Raw genomic sequence first — 18,919 nt, forward strand, 5'->3', positions numbered from 1 at the left:
ACCGCAGGAGAACGCGACAGCCAGCCCCTGAGACCGACTGTCGCAGGGGGCGTCAGATGCCCATGCAGAGGTACTTGATTTCCAGGTAGTCCTCGATGCCGTACTTGGAGCCCTCACGGCCCAGGCCGGACGACTTGACCCCTCCGAACGGCGCCACCTCGGTGGAGATCAGCCCGGTGTTGATGCCGACCATGCCGTACTCCAGCGCCTCGGCGACGCGGAACACCCGGCCCAGATCGCGAGCATAGAAATAGGACGCCAGACCGAACTCGGTGTCATTGGCCTTGGCGATCGCTTCGGCCTCGTCCTTGAAGCGGAACAGCGGCGCCAGCGGGCCGAAGGTTTCCTCCTTGGCCACCTTGGCACTGTCCGGCACGTCCACCAGCACGGTGGGCTCGAAATAACTGCCACCCATCTGGTGCGCCTGGCCACCGGCTACCAGCCTTGCGCCCTGGGCGACGGCATCCTCGATGTGCTCACGGACCTTGGCGGCGGCGCGATCATCGATCAGCGGGCCAATGTCAGTGCCCTCCTCCAGGCCGTTGCCAACCCGCAGCTTGGCCACCGCCGCCTGGAATTTCTCGGCAAAGGCGTCGTAAACGCCGTCCTGCACGTAGATGCGGTTGACGCACACACAGGTCTGCCCGGCGTTGCGGTACTTGGACTGCATGGCGCCCTTCACCGCCTCGTCCAGGTCGGCGTCATCGAAGACGATAAATGGCGCGTTGCCGCCCAGCTCCAGGGACACCTTCTTGATTCCCGGCGCGCACTGCTCCATCAGCTTGGCGCCCACTTCGGTGGAGCCGGTGAAGGAAATCTTGCGGACCTTGGGGTTGGCGGTCAGCTCGTTGCCGATGTCGCCGGCCGAGCCGGTCACGACGCTGAGCACGCCCTTGGGAATCCCGGCGCGCTCGGCCAGCTCGACCATCGCCAGTGCCGAGAACGGCGTCTGCGATGCCGGCTTGATGACCATGGTGCAGCCAGCCGCCAGCGCCGGGCCGGCCTTGCGGGTGATCATCGCCGCCGGGAAATTCCACGGGGTGATCGCCGCGGTCACGCCGATCGGCTGCTTGATGACGAGGATGCGCTTGTCCTTCTGGTGACCGGGGATGGTGTCGCCGTAGATGCGCTTGGCTTCCTCGGCGAACCACTCGATAAAGGACGCCGCATAGGCGATCTCGCCCTTGGCTTCGGCCAACGGCTTGCCCTGCTCCAGCGTCATCAGCCGACCCAGGTCGTCCTGATTCTCCATCAGCAGCTCGAACCAGCGACGCAACTTCTGCGAGCGCTCCTTGGCGGTCAGATCACGCCAGGCCGGCAGCGCCCGCTCGGCGGCATCGATGGCGCGGCGGGTTTCGGCGGCGCCCATCTTCGGCACCGTACCGAGAATCTCGCCGGTGGCCGGGTTGTTCACGCTGATGGTCTGGCCACTGTCGGCATCGACCCAGGCGCCATCGATATAGGCCTGCTGGCGGAACAGCGCGGTGTCTTTGAGTTGCATGGCAGTCTCCTCGGGCATCGTAGCGGCAGGCCCGCTGCGGAAAGTTTGGCGAACGCGACGATCATCTGAACCGTCCTTCGCCGCCCGGTTCCTGCCGCCGCATTGCACTTCGAACGACCATGCTAGGACCGCAGCCGGCCGGCCGGCAAGCTCATGGCGCTTGGCATTGTCGTGCCATTGACCAGCCTGATGCCTGCGCGGCCTGTCACGCCTTGTTACCCAAACCCGGGTACGGGTCGGGGTATAGTTGCGCGCGAGCGGCACAGCCGCCGAACAACCAAGGATCGATAAGGAGTTACCGTGAAAGCATTGATGACAGGCGCCGTGGCCGCCGTCCTGCTGGCCAGCACTGCCGTCCAGGCGCAGATGAAACCGGAAGAGATGGTCGAAACCCGCCAGGCCGGCTACCAGTTCATGTCGTGGAACATGGGCAAGATCAAGGCTCAGGTAGTCGACGGCAAGGAGCCCTACGACCAGCCCAAGGTGGCAGCCGCAGCCAATGCCATCGCCGCCATCGCCAACTCTGGCATGGGTAGCCTGTACAGCCCGGACACCACCACCGAGCAACTGGGCAAGGCCACCCGCCTAAAGCCTGAGTTCTTCCAGAACCTCGATGAGGCCGGGCAGATCGGCCGCAAGTTCACCGCCGCCGCCAACCAGCTTGCCAAGGTCGCCGCAGAAGGTGATCAGGCCGCGATCAAGAAGGCCTTCGGCGACGTCGGCGGCAGCTGCAAGTCCTGCCACGACAAGTTCCGCGCCGACTGATCGCGCGCAGCCAGCCGACACCTTCCGGTCGGCTGGCTTACCAGTCCAGGCCGGGCGCTACCGCCGCTGGCTCAGGCTTCAGCCAGTCCCCCACCGCCTGCACACCCCATACGCAAGCCGCACCCAGCGCGATCGCCAGAACCGCGGTGGGCAGCGAGCCGCCCCGCGCGTCCTGCTGCGTCGGATGCTCGCGCTCTGCCCGTCCCGCGATCATCGCCCGCACCAGTGGCCGACGCATCACCAGCGTGTAATAGATGATGGCCGCAAGGTGCATGCCGATCAGCACTAGCAGCAGCCACTTCGCCTGCCGATGCAGGCCGCTCAGCGCGCTGCCGGTTTCGCTGCTGATCAGCGCATAGAGCGGGCCTTGGAAGGCGATGTCGTCGGTCGCCATCAGCCCGCTGGCAACCTGGAAGCTCACCAGCAGCAACATGGCCAGTACCGAGAATGCGCCAAGCGGATTGTGCCCGGCTTCGCGCCAGTTGCCTTGCAGATAGTCCTTCACACCGAACGTCGCGGCGAAGATGCGCGGCCAGCGGGCGTACGTCGAACCGACGAAGCCCCAGATCAGACGGAACACCAGCAGCCCCAGCACCAGCAGGCCGAGCCGGCCATGCCAGGGCATCAGACTGCCGCCGACCCAGCCCGTGACGATGGCGGCGATCACCGCCCCGGCGAACAGCCAGTGAAACAGCCGCAGCGGCGCGTCCCAGAGTTTGATATGGCCTGACATCTCCATCCCCTTGCCATCGAACACCCACGGCCCCCGGCCGCGACACGCAAGGGTACCAGCCGGCCCGGCCACTGGCAGCTGCGAAAAAGCCGCACCCGGGCATATCCGCCCAGCCGCACCAGCATGGACGCCCGTCAACGACATGCGTATGATTGCCCCCCGCAACGCATCCGTAGCTCAGCTGGATAGAGTACTGCCCTCCGAAGGCAGGGGTCGTGGGTTCGAATCCCGCCGGATGCGCCATATTAGATAGTCGTTTCGAGCCCCTCGAAGCGCTCCGCAAAAGCCCGCTCGCTGCGGGCTTTTGCGTTTCTGCTGGTCCATCCGCCTGACCGGATCGCCTGCCAGCAAACGGCCGGTCGGCGCAAGTTAAACCCGCCGCGCAGCATCACCGGGCCGCCTCAACCTGACCTCACGCTCGTTTTAGACGCATCCTTGATATCTGCCCGGCAATCAATAAGTGCTCCTTGGTCCATTTATTTGCCATCACCCCACAACCCTGCCATAAACGCGCACTCGCCATGACGCTACAAGGATGTACCGATGCGATTGCTGCGCCGAGCCCTGGGGGCTGTGTTGTTGTTGGCTGTGCTGGCCGTGGGGGTCGGGCTGTATTTCGTGGCCTACCCGAACCTTCCAGAGTATGAAGCGCCCGAAGCGCTGCATTATCTGGAGCAGTGGGACGCCACGCAGCGACAGACTTACTACTACACGCCGCAGGGCACTCAGGTTAAGGGGCTGGAGTACGACTGGTTCCGTGCGCTGGAACTGCCGTTCAGCCGGGACAAGTTCGCCACGCCCGACTACCTTGCCCGCTTCGGCTTTCTGGTCGATCCCGCGCAACAAGCCACTGCGCTGAACCCCGGCAACCTGCCGGTCGGCTTTGCCCGCCACGAGGATGATGAGACCGGTCGCGCCTATCTGGATGTGACCTGCGCGGCCTGCCACACCGGTGAGTTGCGCTACGGGGGGCAGGCCATTCGTATCGACGGTGGCGCGGCGATGCATTCGCTGGCCTCCACCGTGCCGACCCTGCGCGGTGGCGCCTTTGGCCAGGCGCTGGGCATGAGCATGGCCTTCACCTATTACAACCCGCTCAAGTTCCGTCGCTTCGCCGAGCAGGTGCTGGGCGAGCGTTACGAGCAGGACCGCGCGCAGTTGCGCCACGACTTCAAGCAGGTGCTCGACCGCCTGCTCGGCACCGCCTACAACGACTGGCACCGCGGGCTCTACCCCACCGAAGAAGGCTTCGGCCGTACCGATGCGTTCGGTCGCATCGCCAACAGCGTGTTCGGCGATGCCATCGATCCGGCGAACTACCGCGTGGCCAACGCGCCGGTGAGCTACCCGCATCTGTGGGATATCTGGAAGTTCGACTGGGTGCAGTGGAACGGCTCGGCCATGCAGCCGATGGCACGCAATATCGGCGAGGCGCTGGGTGTTGGCGCCACACTGCGTCTGCTGCACGAGAACGGCCAGCCCGTCGCCGAAGCCGAGCGCTACGCATCGGGCGTTCGCGTACGCGACCTGCACAGGCTGGAAACCACGCTCATGCAGCTGACCCCGCCTCGCTGGCCCGAAGACGTGCTGGGCGCGATCGATCTAGAGCAGGCCAGCCTCGGTCGCGCGCTGTACAAGGAAAACTGTGCGCATTGCCACGACGCCAGGCCCAAGCCGGTCGACAAGCGTTTCGCTGCCGAACGCGACCCCGAGTGGCGCATGAAGGTGACCCCCACCTCCTTCGTCGGTACCGATCCGACCACCGCCGACAATATTGCCGACCACCGCTTCGACCTGACCCGCCTGGGCTGGACCCAGGATGAGCTGGATCGCCTGGATGTGCAGCTGTATGGCGCGTCATCCGGCCCGCTCGATCTCGCCAGCCTATCCAGCGCCAAGGGGCTGGCCTATATCACCGCCTATGTCGAGGAGCGCGCCTACCGTGACGCCGGCATCGGCGAGACCGAGCGCGCGGAATTCGACGGCTTCGGCCTGCCGATCGGCGTGCAGGAACTGCGCGGCTACAAAGCACGCCCGCTGGACGGCATCTGGGCGACGCCGCCGTTCCTGCACAACGGCTCGGTGCCGACGCTGTTCCAGCTGCTGTCACCGGTGGCCGAACGGCAGAAGCAGTTCTGGGTCGGCAGCCGCGAATACGATCCGCGGCATGTGGGCGTCCGCACCGAACGCTTCGACGGCGGCTTTCTGCTGGATACCGCGATCACCGGCAACAGCAACCGCGGCCACGAATTCCGCGCCGGCTGCCGCGGCAATGGCGTGATCGGCCGGGCATTGGCGCCGCACGAGCGCTGGGCGCTGGTCGAGTACCTCAAGGTGCTCGGCGACCCCCGCTTCGAGCCGCGCCTCGAGGAATTGCCGGCGCGCGCCCACAATCCCGGCCCCAGCTGCCGCTGACTCGTCCCCGCACAAGGATCTGCCACATGCTGACAAGACTCTGGCTCTGGATCGGTCGCCTGCTGGGCCGGCTGCTGCTTGCCGTCACTGCTATCGGCCTGGCCGGCTGGGCGATCGCCGCCGTGCACTTTCACCTCACCCATCGTGGTCCCGTCTCCAGCGAAGAGGTCATCGCGCCGAGCGAAGCGGCCGACACCCAGGCGATCATCGCCGACGCCATTGCCGTGGTGGAACAGCACAGCGAGAACACCCGCGTGCTGCGCGACGCCCATGCCAAGGCCCACGGCTGCGTGCGCGCCGAAGTCAGTGTGCGCGCCGACCTGGAGCCCGCACTGCGCCAGGGCGTTTTCAGCGAGCCGGGCAAGACCTGGCAGGCCTGGGTGCGGCTGTCCAACGGCAACGCCTACCCGCAGTTCGATCGCATTCGGGACGCCCGCGGCATGGCGATCAAGCTACTCGACGTGCCAGGGGAAAAGCTCACGCGTGACCCGCGCCACGCTGGCGAGCAGGACTTCGTGATGTTCAACCACCCGGTGTTCTTCGTCCGTGACGTTGCCGAATATCGCAGCAACTTCGCTGCTCAGGCGCAGGGCAAGAAGGCGCTGGCGTTCTTCCCCAGCATCGATCCGCGCAGCTGGGAGCTGCGCCACCTGTTCATCGCGCTGCAGACCCTGGCGCCGGCACCGGAAAGCCCGGTCGCGACCACTTACAGCTCCGTGGCGCCATACAAGCTCGGCCCGCACAACATCAAGTACCGGGTTATCCCGACGCCGGAAAACTGCCCGACCTACCAACTGCCCGAGCAGAACCGCGACCTGCCGAACTTCCTGCGCAGCGCGCTCTACCAGCAGCTGTCCCTCGACCGCGCACCGGCCTGCTTCGCCCTGCAGGTGCAGCGGCAGAACACCGAGTACTACATGCCCATTGAGGACACCAGCATCGAGTGGGACGAGGCCATCGCGCCATTCGAGACGGTCGCCGACATCCGCCTGCCGCCGCAGGACTTCGACAGCCCCGAGCAGAACCTCGCCTGCGACAACCTCAGCTTCAACCCCTGGCATGCACTGCCGGAGCATCGCCCCATCGGCGGCATCAACCGGCTGCGCAAGGCGGTGTACGAGGCGATCAGCAGCTACCGGCTCGAGCGTAACGGCGCACTTTGACGCCACCGTGGTGGTCCATGGATCAGCAGCCGACGCGCGCCGCCTGTTGCTGACCACGGGCCACCCGGTCCTGTCTTGCCGGGCGGAACCCTGCTAGCATCAATCAGGACTCCATCGCCCGACATAGGCACCCGTTTGCAGAAGATGAGCGCCACCCTGTCCTCGTCTCCCGGTTCGGTGACCCTCGATCAAGGGGCTTCGCCGTTGCGGGCGCGCATCGTCGGTGACTGGACCCTCGCCCATTACGCGGCACTGCGCCGAGAGGTGCAGCGGCTCAGGGCGCGAATCGACGAGCGCAGCCAGATCGAGCTGAGCGGGCTCGGGGCGCTGGATACGGCGGGCGCCGGCCTGCTGGTGGAGCTGCTGGGCCCCGAGCGGATCGCCGCCATCGAAGCCTGGGCGCCGCAGTTGCCAGCCGAACGCCTGGCGCTGCTGCGCACAGTCGCCACCGCCCTGGACCAACCGGATGCCGCCGAGTCGCCACGCGGTTATGAATTCGGCTATGTGCTGGCGCATATCGGCCGCACGGTCGCGGCGGTGTGGAAGCAGCAGCGCGCGCTGCTCGGCTTCATTGGCCTGACCCTGCAGACGTTGCTGCTGACGCTGCCGCGGCCGCGGCGCTGGCGGCTGACCTCACTGGCCGTACATATCGAGCAGACCGGGCTGGACGCGGTGCCGATCGTCGCGCTGCTGACTTTTCTGGTCGGCGCGGTGGTGGCCTTTCTTGGCGCGACGGTGCTCGCCGACTTCGGCGCGACCATCTACACCGTCAACCTGGTGGGCTTTTCCTTCCTGCGCGAATTCGGCGTGCTGCTAGCGGCGATCCTGCTCGCCGGGCGCAGCGCCAGCGCCTTCGCCGCGCAGATCGGCTCGATGAAATCCAACGAGGAGGTCGACGCCATCCGCACCCTCGGCCTGAGCCCGATCGAGCTGCTGGTGCTGCCGCGAGTGCTGGCGATGCTGATCACGCTGCCGATCCTGACCTTCGTCGGCATGCTCAGCGGCATCGCTGGCGGGCTGGTGGTGTGCGTCCTGGCGCTGGACATCTCACCAACGATGTTCTTCAACATCATGGCGCGCGACATCGCCGTCAGCCATTTTCTGGTTGGGCTAGCCAAAGCACCGGTGTTCGCCTTCGTCATCGCGGTGATCGGTTGCCTGGAAGGCTTCAAGGTCACCGGCAGCGCCCAATCAGTTGGCGAGCACACCACTTCAAGCGTGGTCCAGGCGATCTTCATGGTGATCCTGCTGGATGCCATCGCCGCGCTGTTCTTCATGGAGATGGGCTGGTGACGGGCAACGACGCGCTGATACAGGTACGCGGACTGGTCAACCGCTTCGGCAACCAGACCGTGCACGACGGTCTCGACCTGGACATCCGTCGCGGCGAGATTCTCGGCGTGGTCGGCGGTTCGGGTACCGGCAAGTCGGTGCTGCTGCGCAGCATCGTCGGCCTGCGCCGACCAAATGCCGGCAGCGTCAGCGTGTTCGGCGAAAATCTGCTGGAACTGTCGGCCGAGCGCCGCTCGCAGGTGGAACGACGTTTCGGCGTACTGTTCCAGCGGGGCGCGCTGTTCACCTCGCTGAATCTGCAGGAGAACGTCGCGCTGCCGCTGATCGAGCACGCCGGGCTCGAGCGCCGCGACGCCGAGCATCTGGCGCGGCTGAAGCTGGCACTGGCCGGTCTCCCGGCAGATGCTGCCTGCAAGTACCCCGACGAGCTCTCCGGGGGCATGGTCAAGCGTGCCGCCCTGGCCCGCGCGCTGGCGCTGGACCCGGAGGTGCTGTTCCTCGACGAGCCCACCGCCGGCCTCGACCCCATCGGCGCGGCAGCCTTCGACCAGCTGATCCTGACCCTGCGCGACGCGCTGGGCCTCAGCGTGTTTCTGGTAACCCACGATCTGGATACGCTCTATACCATCTGTGACCGGGTCGCCGTGCTGTCGCGCAAGCGGGTGCTGGTGGCCGATCGCCTGGAGGTGGTGGAAGCCACCGACGACGCCTGGATCCGCGACTACTTCCACGGCCCACGTGGCCGGGCGGCGCAACAGGCTGCCGACTTGCAGGAGAACTGACATGGAAACCCGTGCCCATCACGTGCTGATCGGCCTGTTCACCGTCCTGGCAGTCGGCGGCGCCCTGCTGTTCGCGCTCTGGCTGGGCAAGTCGAGCATGGACCGCGAGTACAACTATTACGAGATCAGCTTCAATCGCGCGGTCAGCGGGCTGTCCAATGGCAGCTCGGTGGAGTACAGCGGCATCAAGGTCGGTGACGTCGAAGCGCTGTGGCTGGAGCCGGACGATCCGCGCAAGGTGCGCGCGCGCATCCGCGTGTATGCCGGCACGCCCATCAAGCAGGACACCCGCGCACGCCTGGCGCTGGCCAACATCACCGGCAGCATGATCATCCAGCTGCACAGCGGCACGCCGCAGAGCCCGCCGCTGAAAGGCAAGCGTGGCGAGCCGCCGCTGATCATCGCCGACCCGTCCCCGCTGAGTGCACTGCTGGAGAATGGCGAGGACCTGATGACCAACATCAACAACCTGCTGCGCAGCGCCAACCTGATGCTCTCCGAGGACAACGCCGGACGTATCGGCCGCACCCTGGCCAATCTGGAGCAGGCCACCAGCGTGCTCGCCGAGCAGCGCGGCGACCTCAGCCAGGCGCTGACCCAGCTCGCCCAGCTGGGCCGGCAGACCAACGCCGCACTGGAGGAAATCACCCGCCTGACGCGCAACGCCAACGGCCTGCTCGACGACGAAGGCCGCCAGCTGCTGGCCCGTGCCGGCCAGTCGATGGCCGCGCTGGAACGCGCCACCTCGCGCCTGGACGACCTGCTCGCCGACAACCAGGGTGCACTGACCAATGGCCTGCAGGGCTTCAACGACCTCGGCCCGGCGATCAACGAACTGCGCGGCACCCTCGGTGCCCTGCGCCGCATGACCCAGCGCCTCGAAGACAACCCCAGCGGCTTCCTGCTCGGCCGCGAGAAGATCCAGGAGTTCACCCCATGAGCCGCCTTGCGCTGTTCCGCCCCCTTGCCCTCGCAAGCCTGCTCGGCACGCTCGCGGCCTGCTCCCTGCTGCCCGAGGCCGAGCCGATCCGCGTGTACCTGCTGCCAACCGCCGATTCGCCGGCCGTCCAGCAAGGGCAGCGACTGCAGCAGGCGCTGCGCATCCACACCCCCCATGCCAGCCGCATCCTGGCCGGGCCGCGCATCGCCGTGGTGCCGGCTGGCAACCAGATCAGCAGCTATCAGGGCGCACGTTGGAGCGATGCCGCACCGACCCTGCTGCGCGACCGGCTGATCGAGCATTTCCGCCAGAGCGGACCGGTGAAGGTAAGCAACGAGGACAGCAACCTGTTCGCCGAGTTGGAGCTGCTCAGTGAGCTGCGCGCCTTCCAGAGCGAATACATCGATGGCCAGCCGCAGGTACTGGTCCGGCTGGATGCTCAGCTGGCCTCGGCACCCGACCAGCGCATCCTCGCCAGCCGCCGCTTCGAGATCCGTCAGCCCAGCGCGAGCCCACAACTGGAAAGCGTGGTGGCGGCCTTCGGCCAGGCCACCGACGAGCTGAGCCGCCAGCTGCAAGACTGGACGATCGAGGTAGCAAAAAGGCGGCCCGCGCAGTAAAGTCCGGCGAAACGGTCATATAAACGCGCGAAACAGCGGTTTCATTGATTCAGGCTAAGCGCAACCCGTCCGACCATCGCTTAGCATGCGCGCTATCGCTTCATGTAAGGGAATAACCATGAAAGTCCCACTCCAGAAAACCCTTCGCCGGGTGCTGTTCGCGCTTGCCGCGCTGGTCGTCGTCGGCCTGCTGGCTTGGTCCGAGCTGCGCACCGACGGCCTGGGCGATGGCTTCGCCAGCGGCAACGGCCGCATCGAGGCCACCGAGATCGACGTGGCGACCAAGCTCGGCGGGCGTATCCGCGAGATCAGCGTCGACGAGGGCGACTTCGTCCAGCCCGGCCAGATCATCGCGCGCATGGACACCGAAGTGCTCGAGGCCCAGCTTAACCAGGCACGGGCCCAGGTGCGCCAGGCGGAGAACGCGATCCTCACGGCACAGGCACTGGTCGCCCAGCGCGAGAGCGAAAAGGCCACCGCCGAAGCCGTGGTGCACCAGCGCCGCGCCGAACTGACGGCCGCGCAGAAGCGCTACCAGCGCACCGAGGCCCTGGTCGCGCGCAACGCCTTGCCGCGCCAGCAGCTGGACGATGACCTGGCCGCCATGCAGAGCGCCCAGGCCGCGCTGGCCGCCTCGCGCTCGCAGGTGCTGTCCGCCGAGGCCGGCATCGCCGCGGCGAAATCCCAGGTGATCGAGGCACAGTCGGCGCTGGAGGCGGCCCAGGCCAACGTCGCGCGCCTGCAGGCCGACATCAGTGACAGCGAACTGAAGACCGACCGCGTGGCACGCGTGCAGTACCGCGTGGCGCAACCGGGCGAGGTGCTTCCGGCTGGCGGCAAGCTGCTCAACCTGGTCGACCTGGCCGACGTCTATATGACGTTCTTCCTGCCCGAGCGCCTCGCCGGCCGTGTCGCCATGGGTTCGGAGGCGCGCCTGGTGATCGATGCCGTACCGCAGTATGTGATCCCGGCCAGAATCACCTATGTCGCCAGCGTGGCGCAGTTCACGCCGAAGACGGTGGAGACCGAGAGCGAGCGCGAGAAGCTGATGTTTCGGGTCAAGGCGAGGATAGCCCCGGAGCTGCTGAACAAGCGCCTGGAGCAGGTCAAGACCGGCCTGCCCGGCATGGCCTACGTCAAGCTGGACGCCGACGCCGAGTGGCCCGCCCATCTGCAGGTCAACGTCACGCCATGAACCAGCCGCTCGCGCCGGTGGCGCAGGTCGCGGGTGTCAGCCTGCAATACGGCAAGACCCGCGCACTGGACGATCTCAGCGTCGACCTGCCAGCCCGTTGCATGGTTGGCCTGATCGGCCCGGACGGCGTCGGCAAGTCCAGCCTGCTGGCGCTGATCGCCGGCGCGCGCAAGCTGCAGCAGGGCCGGGTGCGGGTGCTCGACGGCGACATGGGCGATGCCGGCCACCGTCGCGCGGTGTGCCCGCGCATCGCCTACATGCCTCAGGGCCTGGGCAAGAACCTCTACCCAACGCTGACGGTGTTCGAGAACCTCGAATTCTTTGGCCGGCTGTTCGGCCAGGCTGCCGACGAGCGCCACTGGCGCATCGCCGAGCTGACCCGCAGCACAGGCCTGGCACCCTTCGTCGAGCGCCCGGCGGGCAAGCTGTCCGGTGGCATGAAGCAGAAGCTCGGCCTCTGTTGCGCGCTGATCCACGACCCCGATCTGCTGATCCTCGACGAACCCACCACCGGCGTCGACCCGCTGTCGAGGGCGCAGTTCTGGGAGCTGATCGAGCGCATCCGCCGGGATCGCCCACAGATGAGCGTGCTGGTGGCCACCGCCTACATGGATGAGGCGCAGCGCTTCGATCACCTGGTGGCGATGGACGCCGGGCGCCTCCTCGCCACCGGCACGCCGGCCGAACTGCTGACGCGCACCGCCAGCGACAGCCTGGAAGAAGCCTTCATCCGCCTGCTGCCGAAGGAGAAGAGCAGCCGCCACCGCGCCTTGAAAATCCCGCCGCGCCAAGCCAACGACGACATCGCCATCGAAGCCCACGATCTGACCATGCGCTTCGGCGATTTCGTCGCGGTGGACAGGGTCAACCTGCGCATCGAGCGCGGCGAGATCTTTGGCTTTCTTGGCTCCAACGGCTGCGGCAAGACCACGACCATGAAGATGCTCACCGGCCTGCTGCCGGCCAGCGAGGGCCAGGCGCTGCTGTTCGGCAAGCCGGTGGACCCGCACGACCTGCAGACCCGCCAGCGCGTCGGCTACATGTCCCAGGCCTTCTCGCTGTACAGCGAACTGACCGTGTGGCAGAACCTCGACCTGCACGCCCGGCTGTTCCACCTGCCGGCCGAACGCCGGGAGCCGCGCATCCGCGAGATGCTCGAGCGTTTCGGACTGATCGACGAGGTCGACAGCCTGCCCGAGGCGTTGCCGCTGGGCGTGCGCCAGCGCCTGTCGCTGGCGGTAGCGGTGATCCATGCACCGGAGATGCTGATTCTCGACGAACCCACCTCGGGCGTCGACCCGGTGGCGCGCGACGGCTTCTGGGAACTCCTGGTGCAGCTGTCGCGCGAGGACGGCGTGACCATCTTCATCTCCACCCACTTCATGAACGAGGCGCTGCGCTGCGACCGCATCTCGCTGATGCACGCCGGCCGCGTGCTGGACAGCGACACGCCGCAGGCGCTGATGCGCAAGCGCGGCCTTCGGACCCTTGAAGAGACCTTCATCGCCTATCTAAGGGACGCCGCGGCTGAAGGCGCCGCCAGCGGCCCCGGTCCGCAGGTAACCGCGTCGGCCATCGAGCGCCCGGCCATGGTCGCCAGCAGCGCCGAGCTGGACGCCCGCTTCAGCCTGCGCCGCCTGCTCAGCTACACCCGCCGCGAAGCCATGGAGCTGCGTCGCGACCCGATCCGTGCCACCCTGGCCATGCTCGGCACCGTGCTGCTGATGCTCATCATGGGCTATGGCATCAGTCTGGACGTCGAGGATCTGACCTACGCGGTGCTCGACCATGACCAGACCACCACCAGCCAGGCCTATGCGCTGAATATCGCCGGCTCGCGCTATTTCGTCGAGAAGGCGCCGCTGGAAGGCCCCGCCGACATGGACCGGCGCCTGCGCAGCGGCGACATCAGCCTGGCCATCGAGATCCCGCCCGACTTCGGCCGTGACCTCAAGCGCGGCGCCGCCCCCCAAGTGGCGTTCTGGATCGACGGCGCCATGCCGATGCGCGCCGACACCATCAGGGGCTACGTGCAAGGCCTGCATGCCAGTTATCTGCAGGACCTGGCGCGCAGCGCCGGGGTGAGCAGCGCCGCCCTGGCCGACATCGCCATCCGCTACCGCTACAACCCGGACGTGCAGAGCCTGCCGGCCATGGTCCCGGCGATGATCCCGATCCTGCTGATGATGATCCCGGCGATGCTCACCGCCCTCGGCGTGGTGCGCGAGAAGGAGCTGGGATCGATCACCAATTTTTACGTCACCCCGGTGACCCGCCTGGAATTCCTGCTCGGCAAGCAGCTGCCCTACATCGCCCTGGGCATGGTCAACTTCGCCACCCTGGTATTGGTGGCGGTGTTCGTCTTCGGCATCCCGATCAAGGGCAGCCTGCTCACCCTGGTGATCGGCGCGCTGCTCTATGTCACCTGCGCCACCGGCCTGGGCCTGCTGATATCCTCGGTGCTCAACAGCCAGATCGCGGCGATCTTCGGCACCGCCATCGCCACCCTGCTGCCGGCGGTGCAATTCTCCGGGCTGACCAACCCCGTCTCGGCGCAGGAGGGCCTCAGTGCCTTCTTCGGCCAGATCTACCCGACCAGCCACTTCCTGATCATCAGCCGCGGCGTATTCTCCAAGGCGTTGGGCATGGCCGACCTCTACTGGTACTTCATCCCCTTGCTGCTGGCGATCCCGCTGCTGACCCTGCTCAGCGTCGCCGGTCTGCGCAAGCAGGAAAAATGACATGCGCACACTCGGCAACGCCTTCCAGCTCGGCCTCAAGGAACTGCGCAGCCTGTACCGCGATCCGGCGCTGCTGGTGCTGATCGTCTACGCCTTCACCGTGGCCATCTACTCTGCCGCCACCGCCCAGCCCGAGTCGCCGCACCGGGCCACCCTGGCGGTGGTCGACGAGGACCAATCGCAGGTCTCCCAGCGTATCCTCAACGCCTTCCAGCTGCCCTACTTCCTGCCGCCGGAACCCATCGACCTGTGGCAGATGGACAGCGGCATGGACGCTGGGCTCTATACTTTCACCCTGAACATTCCGCCGGACTTCCAGGCCGATCTGCTGGCCGGACGCAGCCCGACCATCCAGCTCAACGTCGACGCCACCCAGGTCAGCCAGGCGTTCACCGGCGCCGGGCACATCCAGCAGATCATCAACGATGAGGTCACCACGTTCGTCCAGCGCTATCGCGCCGACCCCGTGCTGCCGGTCGAGGCGGTGGTGCGCATCGCCTTCAACCCCAACCTGACGCGCGCCTGGTTCGGCGCGGTGAACGAGGTGATCAACCAGATCACCATGCTCTCGATCATCCTCACCGGCGCCGCGCTGATACGCGAGCGCGAGCACGGCACCATCGAACACCTGCTGGTGATGCCGGTGACGCCGTTCGAAATCATGCTGGCCAAGGTCTGGGCGATGGGCCTGGTGGTGCTGCTGGCCTCGGCCTTCGCCCTGCGCTTCATCGTCGAGGGCTGGCTGCAGATCCCGATCCAAGGCTCGCTGCTGCTGTTCATCGGCGGCGCCGCGCTGCACCTGTTCGCCACCACCTCGATGGGCATCTTCTTCGGCACCGTGGCACGCTCGATGCCGCAGCTGGGCCTGCTGATCATCCTCGCGCTGATGCCGCTGCAGATCCTTTCCGGCGGAATGACCCCGCGCGAGAGCATGCCTGAGTTGGTGCAGCACATCATGCTGGCGGCGCCGACCACGCACTTCATCGAGTTGGCCCAGGCGATCCTCTTCCGCGGCGCCGGCGTTTCGGTGATCTGGCCGCAGCTGCTGGCGCTGGCGGTGATCGGTGCGGTGTTCTTTGTCGGTGCGCTGTCGCGGCTGCGCGTGTCGTTGCGCTAGCCGGCAACAACGCCGCGCCGTGCGGTCCCTGCAGCACGGGGCTGGCGGCGGGCCAGCAGCCCGTGTTTACCTCTGTAACCAAGCCGTTACCCGGCCGCCGGCACCCTTCGGGAATTTTTGTATCGAAGGCCGGTCTATCGTGCCGACATGCTAAGAGCCTGATGCTCGACAGCGCGCCAAGGAAGCCCTATCACTATGCGCATTCTCGTTACTGGCGGAGCCGGATTCATCGGTTCCGCACTGATCCGTCACCTCATCCTCGATACCGGGCACAGCGTGCTCAACCTGGACAAACTGACCTATGCCGGCAACCTCGAGTCGCTGGCCAGCGTGGACGACAACCCGCGCTATCAGTTCCTCCAGGCCGACATCGCCGATCGTGAGCGGGTCAGCGAGGCGCTGCTGGACTTCCAGCCGGACGCCATCATGCATCTGGCCGCCGAGTCCCACGTCGACCGCTCCATCGATGGCCCGGCCGAGTTCGTCCAGACCAACATCGTCGGCACCTATCAGCTGCTGGAGGCCGCCCGCGCCTACTGGCAGACGCTGCCGACCGAACGCCGTGCGGCGTTCCGTTTCCACCACATCTCCACCGACGAGGTCTACGGCGACCTGCACGGCGTCGACGACCTGTTCACCGAGACCACCCCCTACGCGCCCAGCTCGCCCTACTCGGCCAGCAAGGCCTCGTCGGACCACCTGGTCCGCGCCTGGCAGCGTACCTACGGCCTGCCGGTGCTGATCACCAACTGCTCGAACAACTATGGGCCGTTCCACTTCCCCGAGAAGCTGATCCCGCTGGTGATTCTCAACGCGCTGGATGGCAAACCGCTGCCGGTCTACGGCGACGGCTCGCAGATCCGCGACTGGCTGTTCGTCGAGGATCACGCCCGCGCACTGTTCAAGGTGGTCAGCGAGGGCAGGGTTGGCGAGACCTACAACATCGGCGGCCACAACGAGCAGAAGAACATCGATGTGGTGCGCGGCATCTGCGCGCTGCTGGAAGAACTGGCGCCGAACAAGCCCGCCGGCCTGGCCCGCTATGAAGACCTGATCACCTTCGTCAAGGATCGCCCGGGCCACGACCTGCGCTACGCCATCGACGCCGGCAAGATCGAGCGCGAGCTCGGCTGGGTGCCGCAGGAAACCTTCCAGACCGGCCTGCGCAAGACCGTGCGGTGGTACCTGAACAACCTCGAATGGTGCCGTCGCGTCCAGGACGGCAGCTATCAACGCGAGCGCCTCGGCGCCCTGGAGAACGCATGAAAGGAATCATCCTCGCCGGAGGCTCCGGCACCCGTCTGCACCCCATCACCCTTGGCGTATCCAAGCAGCTCCTGCCGATCTACGACAAGCCGATGGCCTACTACCCGATCTCGGTGCTGATGCTCGCCGGCATCCGCGACATTCTGGTCATCTCGACACCGCAGGATCTGCCGCAGTACCAGAACCTGCTGGGCGACGGCAGCCAGTTCGGGGTCAACTTCAGTTACGCCGAACAACCTTCGCCGGACGGCCTGGCCCAGGCCTTCCTGATCGGTGAAGCGTTCATCGGCGACGATTCGGTATGCCTGATCCTCGGCGACAACATCTTCCACGGCCAGCACTTCACCGAGAAGCTGCAGCGCGCCGCGCGTCAGGAGAAGGGCGCCACGGTGTTCGGCTACTGGGTCAAGGATCCGGAGCGCTTCGGCGTGATCGACTTCGACGCGGACGGCAAGGCGCTGTCCATCGAAGAGAAGCCGAAGAAGCCGAAGTCCAGCTACGCAGTGACCGGCCTGTACTTCTACGACAACGACGTGATCGAGATCGCCAAGTCGATCAAGCCCTCGCCGCGCGGCGAACTGGAGATCACCGACGTCAACATGGCCTACCTTGAGCGCGGCGATCTCAATGTCGAACGCTTCGGCCGTGGCTTCGCCTGGCTCGATACCGGTACCCACGACAGCCTGCTGGAAGCCTCGCAGTACGTGCAGACCATCGAGCACCGCCAGGGCCTGAAGGTCGCCTGTCTGGAGGAGATCGCCTACCAGCACAAGTGGATCGACCGCGAGCAGCTGCTGCGCCGCGCCGATGCGCTGGGCAAGACCGGCTACGGCCAGTACCTGTTCAAGCTGGCGGGTGAAGACGCATGAAGGTCGTCGAAACCAGCATTCCCGACGTACTGATCATCGAGCCCAAGGTCTTCGGCGACGAACGCGGTTTCTTCTACGAGAGCTTCAACGCGGCCGCTTTCGAAGCGGCCACGGGGCTCAAGCGTCAGTTCGTCCAGGACAACCACTCCAAGTCGCAGCGCGGCGTGCTGCGTGGCCTGCATTACCAGATCCAGCAGCCGCAGGGAAAACTGGTGCGGGTAGTGGCCGGCGAGGTATTCGACGTCGCCGTCGACCTGCGCAAGAGCTCGCCGAGCTTCGGCCGCTGGTTCGGCACCCACCTGAGCGCGCAGAACCAGCGCCAGCTGTGGATCCCCGAAGGCTTCGCACATGGCTTCGTGGTGCTCAGCGAAAGCGCCGAGTTCCTCTACAAGACCACCGACTACTACGCGCCTGAGCATGAGCGCAGCCTGCTGTGGAACGACCCCGAGCTCGGCATCCAATGGCCCTTCGACGAGGCGCCACAACTGTCCGCCAAGGACCAGGCCGGCAAGCTGCTGCGCGACGCGGAGCTGTTTCCATGAAAATCCTGATCACCGGCAGCACGGGCCAGCTGGCCCGCGAGCTGCAGTCGGAGTTGGCGGATACCGGCAAGCTGCTCGCCCTCGGGCACAATGCGCTGGACCTCGCCGTACCTGAGCAGATTCGCGAGCAGGTGCGCCTGTTGCGGCCGGACCTGATCATCAACGCGGCGGCCTACACTGCGGTCGACCCGGCGGAAACCCGCCGCGAGCAGGCCTTCGCGGTCAATGCCCGCGGCCCGCAGGTGCTCGCCGAAGAAGCCGCGCGCCTCGGCGTGCCGCTGATCCATTATTCCACCGACTACGTGTTCGACGGCCGCAAGACCGAACCCTACGACGAGCACGACACGCCGAACCCGCTGGGCGTCTATGGCGCCAGCAAGCTGGCCGGCGAGCAGGCGATCCAGGCCGTCGGCGGCGAACACCTGATCCTGCGCACCAGCTGGGTCTACTCGCAACATGGCAAGAACTTCCTGCTGACCATGCAGCGCCTGCTGCAGGAGCGCGATGCGCTGTCGGTGGTCAGCGACGAGGTCGGTGCGCCGACCTGGGCCGCGACCATCGCCCGCGTCACCGCCGAACTGGTGCGCAAGCGCAACGCCGGGCAGGCCGGGCCGAGCGGGCTGTATCACCTCACCGCCAGCGGCGAGACCTCCTGGTACGGCTTTGCCTGCAGCATCGCCGAACGGTTGCGCCAGGAAGGACGCCTGCGTGCCGAGATCACCCCGATCCTGTCCAAGGACTACCCGACCGCGGCGCAGCGGCCGCTGAATTCGCGGCTCAACTGCGCACGGCTGCAGCAGGACTGGGGCGTCCAGCTGCCGGACTGGGAAACCGCCCTGCACGAGTGCTGCACCCGGGCCCGCGACCTCGAAGCCGACAACGCGCGCCAGCCGGTCGCCGTCGGCCGCTGAGCCAACTGCGCCTGCAGCTCGCTCCATCGGGTTGCCACGAGCCGCGACGCTGAACGTCGGCTCGCG

The 18,919-nt window shown here is 66.5% G+C and carries 16 protein-coding genes and 1 tRNA gene; 15 read left to right on the forward strand and 2 right to left on the reverse strand.

The window, feature by feature from the left end:
• Positions 1-52 precede the first annotated feature (52 nt).
• Entirely contained in the window at positions 53-1,501 is a 1,449-nt protein-coding gene (gene gabD, locus P5703_RS21580) for an NADP-dependent succinate-semialdehyde dehydrogenase (RefSeq protein ID WP_017245864.1), read from the reverse strand.
• A gap of 312 nt (positions 1,502-1,813) precedes the next feature.
• Between gabD and P5703_RS21585 the strand changes: the two genes are divergently transcribed.
• On the forward strand, positions 1,814-2,266 hold the full coding sequence (locus tag P5703_RS21585; RefSeq protein WP_017245863.1) for a c-type cytochrome: 453 nt from the start codon (positions 1,814-1,816) through the stop codon (positions 2,264-2,266).
• 37 nt (positions 2,267-2,303) lie between these two features.
• On the opposite strand, the gene P5703_RS21590 is transcribed toward P5703_RS21585, so the two are convergent.
• Entirely contained in the window at positions 2,304-3,005 is a 702-nt protein-coding gene (locus tag P5703_RS21590; protein ID WP_125875791.1) for a cytochrome b/b6 domain-containing protein, read from the reverse strand.
• 160 nt (positions 3,006-3,165) lie between these two features.
• Between P5703_RS21590 and P5703_RS21595 the strand changes: the two genes are divergently transcribed.
• From P5703_RS21595 to rfbD, 14 genes are all read left to right on the forward strand, one after another.
• Positions 3,166-3,242 (forward strand) — tRNA-Arg (locus tag P5703_RS21595).
• 300 nt (positions 3,243-3,542) lie between these two features.
• Positions 3,543-5,414 carry a di-heme-cytochrome C peroxidase gene (locus P5703_RS21600; RefSeq protein WP_106442601.1) on the forward strand — a complete coding sequence of 624 codons (1,872 nt, stop codon included), beginning with the start codon at positions 3,543-3,545 and terminating at the stop codon, positions 5,412-5,414.
• A 26-nt stretch (positions 5,415-5,440) separates the two neighbouring features.
• Positions 5,441-6,577, forward strand: coding sequence for a catalase family protein (locus P5703_RS21605; protein ID WP_279643060.1), 1,137 nt, complete (start codon positions 5,441-5,443; stop codon positions 6,575-6,577).
• A gap of 144 nt (positions 6,578-6,721) precedes the next feature.
• Positions 6,722-7,870 (forward strand): ABC transporter permease, encoded by a 1,149-nt coding sequence (locus P5703_RS21610; protein WP_037005504.1) that lies wholly within the window; start codon positions 6,722-6,724, stop codon positions 7,868-7,870.
• The gene (locus P5703_RS21615) at positions 7,867-8,652 is read left to right on the forward strand and encodes an ABC transporter ATP-binding protein (protein ID WP_279643061.1); all 786 of its coding nucleotides are present in this window, start codon (positions 7,867-7,869) and stop codon (positions 8,650-8,652) included. The genes P5703_RS21610 and P5703_RS21615 overlap by 4 nt, the downstream gene beginning before the upstream one ends.
• Before the next feature lies 1 nt (position 8,653).
• A complete protein-coding gene (locus tag P5703_RS21620; RefSeq protein ID WP_279643062.1) occupies positions 8,654-9,592 on the forward strand; it encodes an MlaD family protein in 939 nt (312 codons plus the stop codon).
• Positions 9,589-10,212: an ABC-type transport auxiliary lipoprotein family protein gene (locus P5703_RS21625; protein ID WP_125843352.1), complete on the forward strand. Its 624-nt coding sequence runs from the start codon at positions 9,589-9,591 to the stop codon at positions 10,210-10,212. The genes P5703_RS21620 and P5703_RS21625 overlap by 4 nt, the downstream gene beginning before the upstream one ends.
• 118 nt (positions 10,213-10,330) lie before the next feature.
• Positions 10,331-11,407, forward strand: a complete 1,077-nt coding sequence (locus P5703_RS21630) for an HlyD family secretion protein (RefSeq protein ID WP_125843350.1) — start codon at positions 10,331-10,333, stop codon at positions 11,405-11,407.
• Positions 11,404-14,148, forward strand: coding sequence for a ribosome-associated ATPase/putative transporter RbbA (gene rbbA / locus P5703_RS21635; protein ID WP_125919502.1), 2,745 nt, complete (start codon positions 11,404-11,406; stop codon positions 14,146-14,148). Before P5703_RS21630 ends, rbbA begins: the two co-directional genes overlap by 4 nt.
• A gap of 1 nt (position 14,149) precedes the next feature.
• Positions 14,150-15,265 carry an ABC transporter permease gene (locus tag P5703_RS21640; RefSeq protein WP_111481808.1) on the forward strand — a complete coding sequence of 372 codons (1,116 nt, stop codon included), beginning with the start codon at positions 14,150-14,152 and terminating at the stop codon, positions 15,263-15,265.
• Between the two features lie 195 nt (positions 15,266-15,460).
• Positions 15,461-16,531 (forward strand): dTDP-glucose 4,6-dehydratase, encoded by a 1,071-nt coding sequence (gene rfbB, locus P5703_RS21645; RefSeq protein WP_020309168.1) that lies wholly within the window; start codon positions 15,461-15,463, stop codon positions 16,529-16,531.
• Entirely contained in the window at positions 16,528-17,400 is an 873-nt protein-coding gene (gene rfbA / locus P5703_RS21650; protein ID WP_020309167.1) for a glucose-1-phosphate thymidylyltransferase RfbA, read from the forward strand. Before rfbB ends, rfbA begins: the two co-directional genes overlap by 4 nt.
• A complete protein-coding gene (gene rfbC / locus P5703_RS21655) occupies positions 17,397-17,942 on the forward strand; it encodes a dTDP-4-dehydrorhamnose 3,5-epimerase (RefSeq protein ID WP_014595362.1) in 546 nt (181 codons plus the stop codon). Before rfbA ends, rfbC begins: the two co-directional genes overlap by 4 nt.
• On the forward strand, positions 17,939-18,853 hold the full coding sequence (gene rfbD / locus P5703_RS21660) for a dTDP-4-dehydrorhamnose reductase (RefSeq protein ID WP_279643063.1): 915 nt from the start codon (positions 17,939-17,941) through the stop codon (positions 18,851-18,853). The genes rfbC and rfbD overlap by 4 nt, the downstream gene beginning before the upstream one ends.
• Positions 18,854-18,919: the final 66 nt, after the last annotated feature.

The organism is Stutzerimonas sp. FeSN7, from assembly GCF_030263795.1.
GTDB lineage: Bacteria > Pseudomonadota > Gammaproteobacteria > Pseudomonadales > Pseudomonadaceae > Stutzerimonas > Stutzerimonas stutzeri.

Bases quoted from the DNA above. Each gene is read 5' to 3' on its own strand.
- rfbD (WP_279643063.1), top strand. From the start codon at position 17,939: ATGAAAATCCTGATCACCGGCAGCACGGGCCAGCTGGCCCGCGAGCTG.
- rfbA (WP_020309167.1), top strand. From the start codon at position 16,528: ATGAAAGGAATCATCCTCGCCGGAGGCTCCGGCACCCGTCTGCACCCC.
- gabD (WP_017245864.1), bottom strand. From the start codon at position 1,501: ATGCAACTCAAAGACACCGCGCTGTTCCGCCAGCAGGCCTATATCGAT.
- P5703_RS21640 (WP_111481808.1), top strand. From the start codon at position 14,150: ATGCGCACACTCGGCAACGCCTTCCAGCTCGGCCTCAAGGAACTGCGC.
- P5703_RS21620 (WP_279643062.1), top strand. From the start codon at position 8,654: ATGGAAACCCGTGCCCATCACGTGCTGATCGGCCTGTTCACCGTCCTG.
- P5703_RS21585 (WP_017245863.1), top strand. From the start codon at position 1,814: ATGACAGGCGCCGTGGCCGCCGTCCTGCTGGCCAGCACTGCCGTCCAG.
- P5703_RS21610 (WP_037005504.1), top strand. From the start codon at position 6,722: ATGAGCGCCACCCTGTCCTCGTCTCCCGGTTCGGTGACCCTCGATCAA.
- P5703_RS21590 (WP_125875791.1), bottom strand. From the start codon at position 3,005: ATGGAGATGTCAGGCCATATCAAACTCTGGGACGCGCCGCTGCGGCTG.
- rfbC (WP_014595362.1), top strand. From the start codon at position 17,397: ATGAAGGTCGTCGAAACCAGCATTCCCGACGTACTGATCATCGAGCCC.
- rbbA (WP_125919502.1), top strand. From the start codon at position 11,404: ATGAACCAGCCGCTCGCGCCGGTGGCGCAGGTCGCGGGTGTCAGCCTG.
- P5703_RS21630 (WP_125843350.1), top strand. From the start codon at position 10,331: ATGAAAGTCCCACTCCAGAAAACCCTTCGCCGGGTGCTGTTCGCGCTT.
- P5703_RS21625 (WP_125843352.1), top strand. From the start codon at position 9,589: ATGAGCCGCCTTGCGCTGTTCCGCCCCCTTGCCCTCGCAAGCCTGCTC.
- rfbB (WP_020309168.1), top strand. From the start codon at position 15,461: ATGCGCATTCTCGTTACTGGCGGAGCCGGATTCATCGGTTCCGCACTG.
- P5703_RS21600 (WP_106442601.1), top strand. From the start codon at position 3,543: ATGCGATTGCTGCGCCGAGCCCTGGGGGCTGTGTTGTTGTTGGCTGTG.
- P5703_RS21605 (WP_279643060.1), top strand. From the start codon at position 5,441: ATGCTGACAAGACTCTGGCTCTGGATCGGTCGCCTGCTGGGCCGGCTG.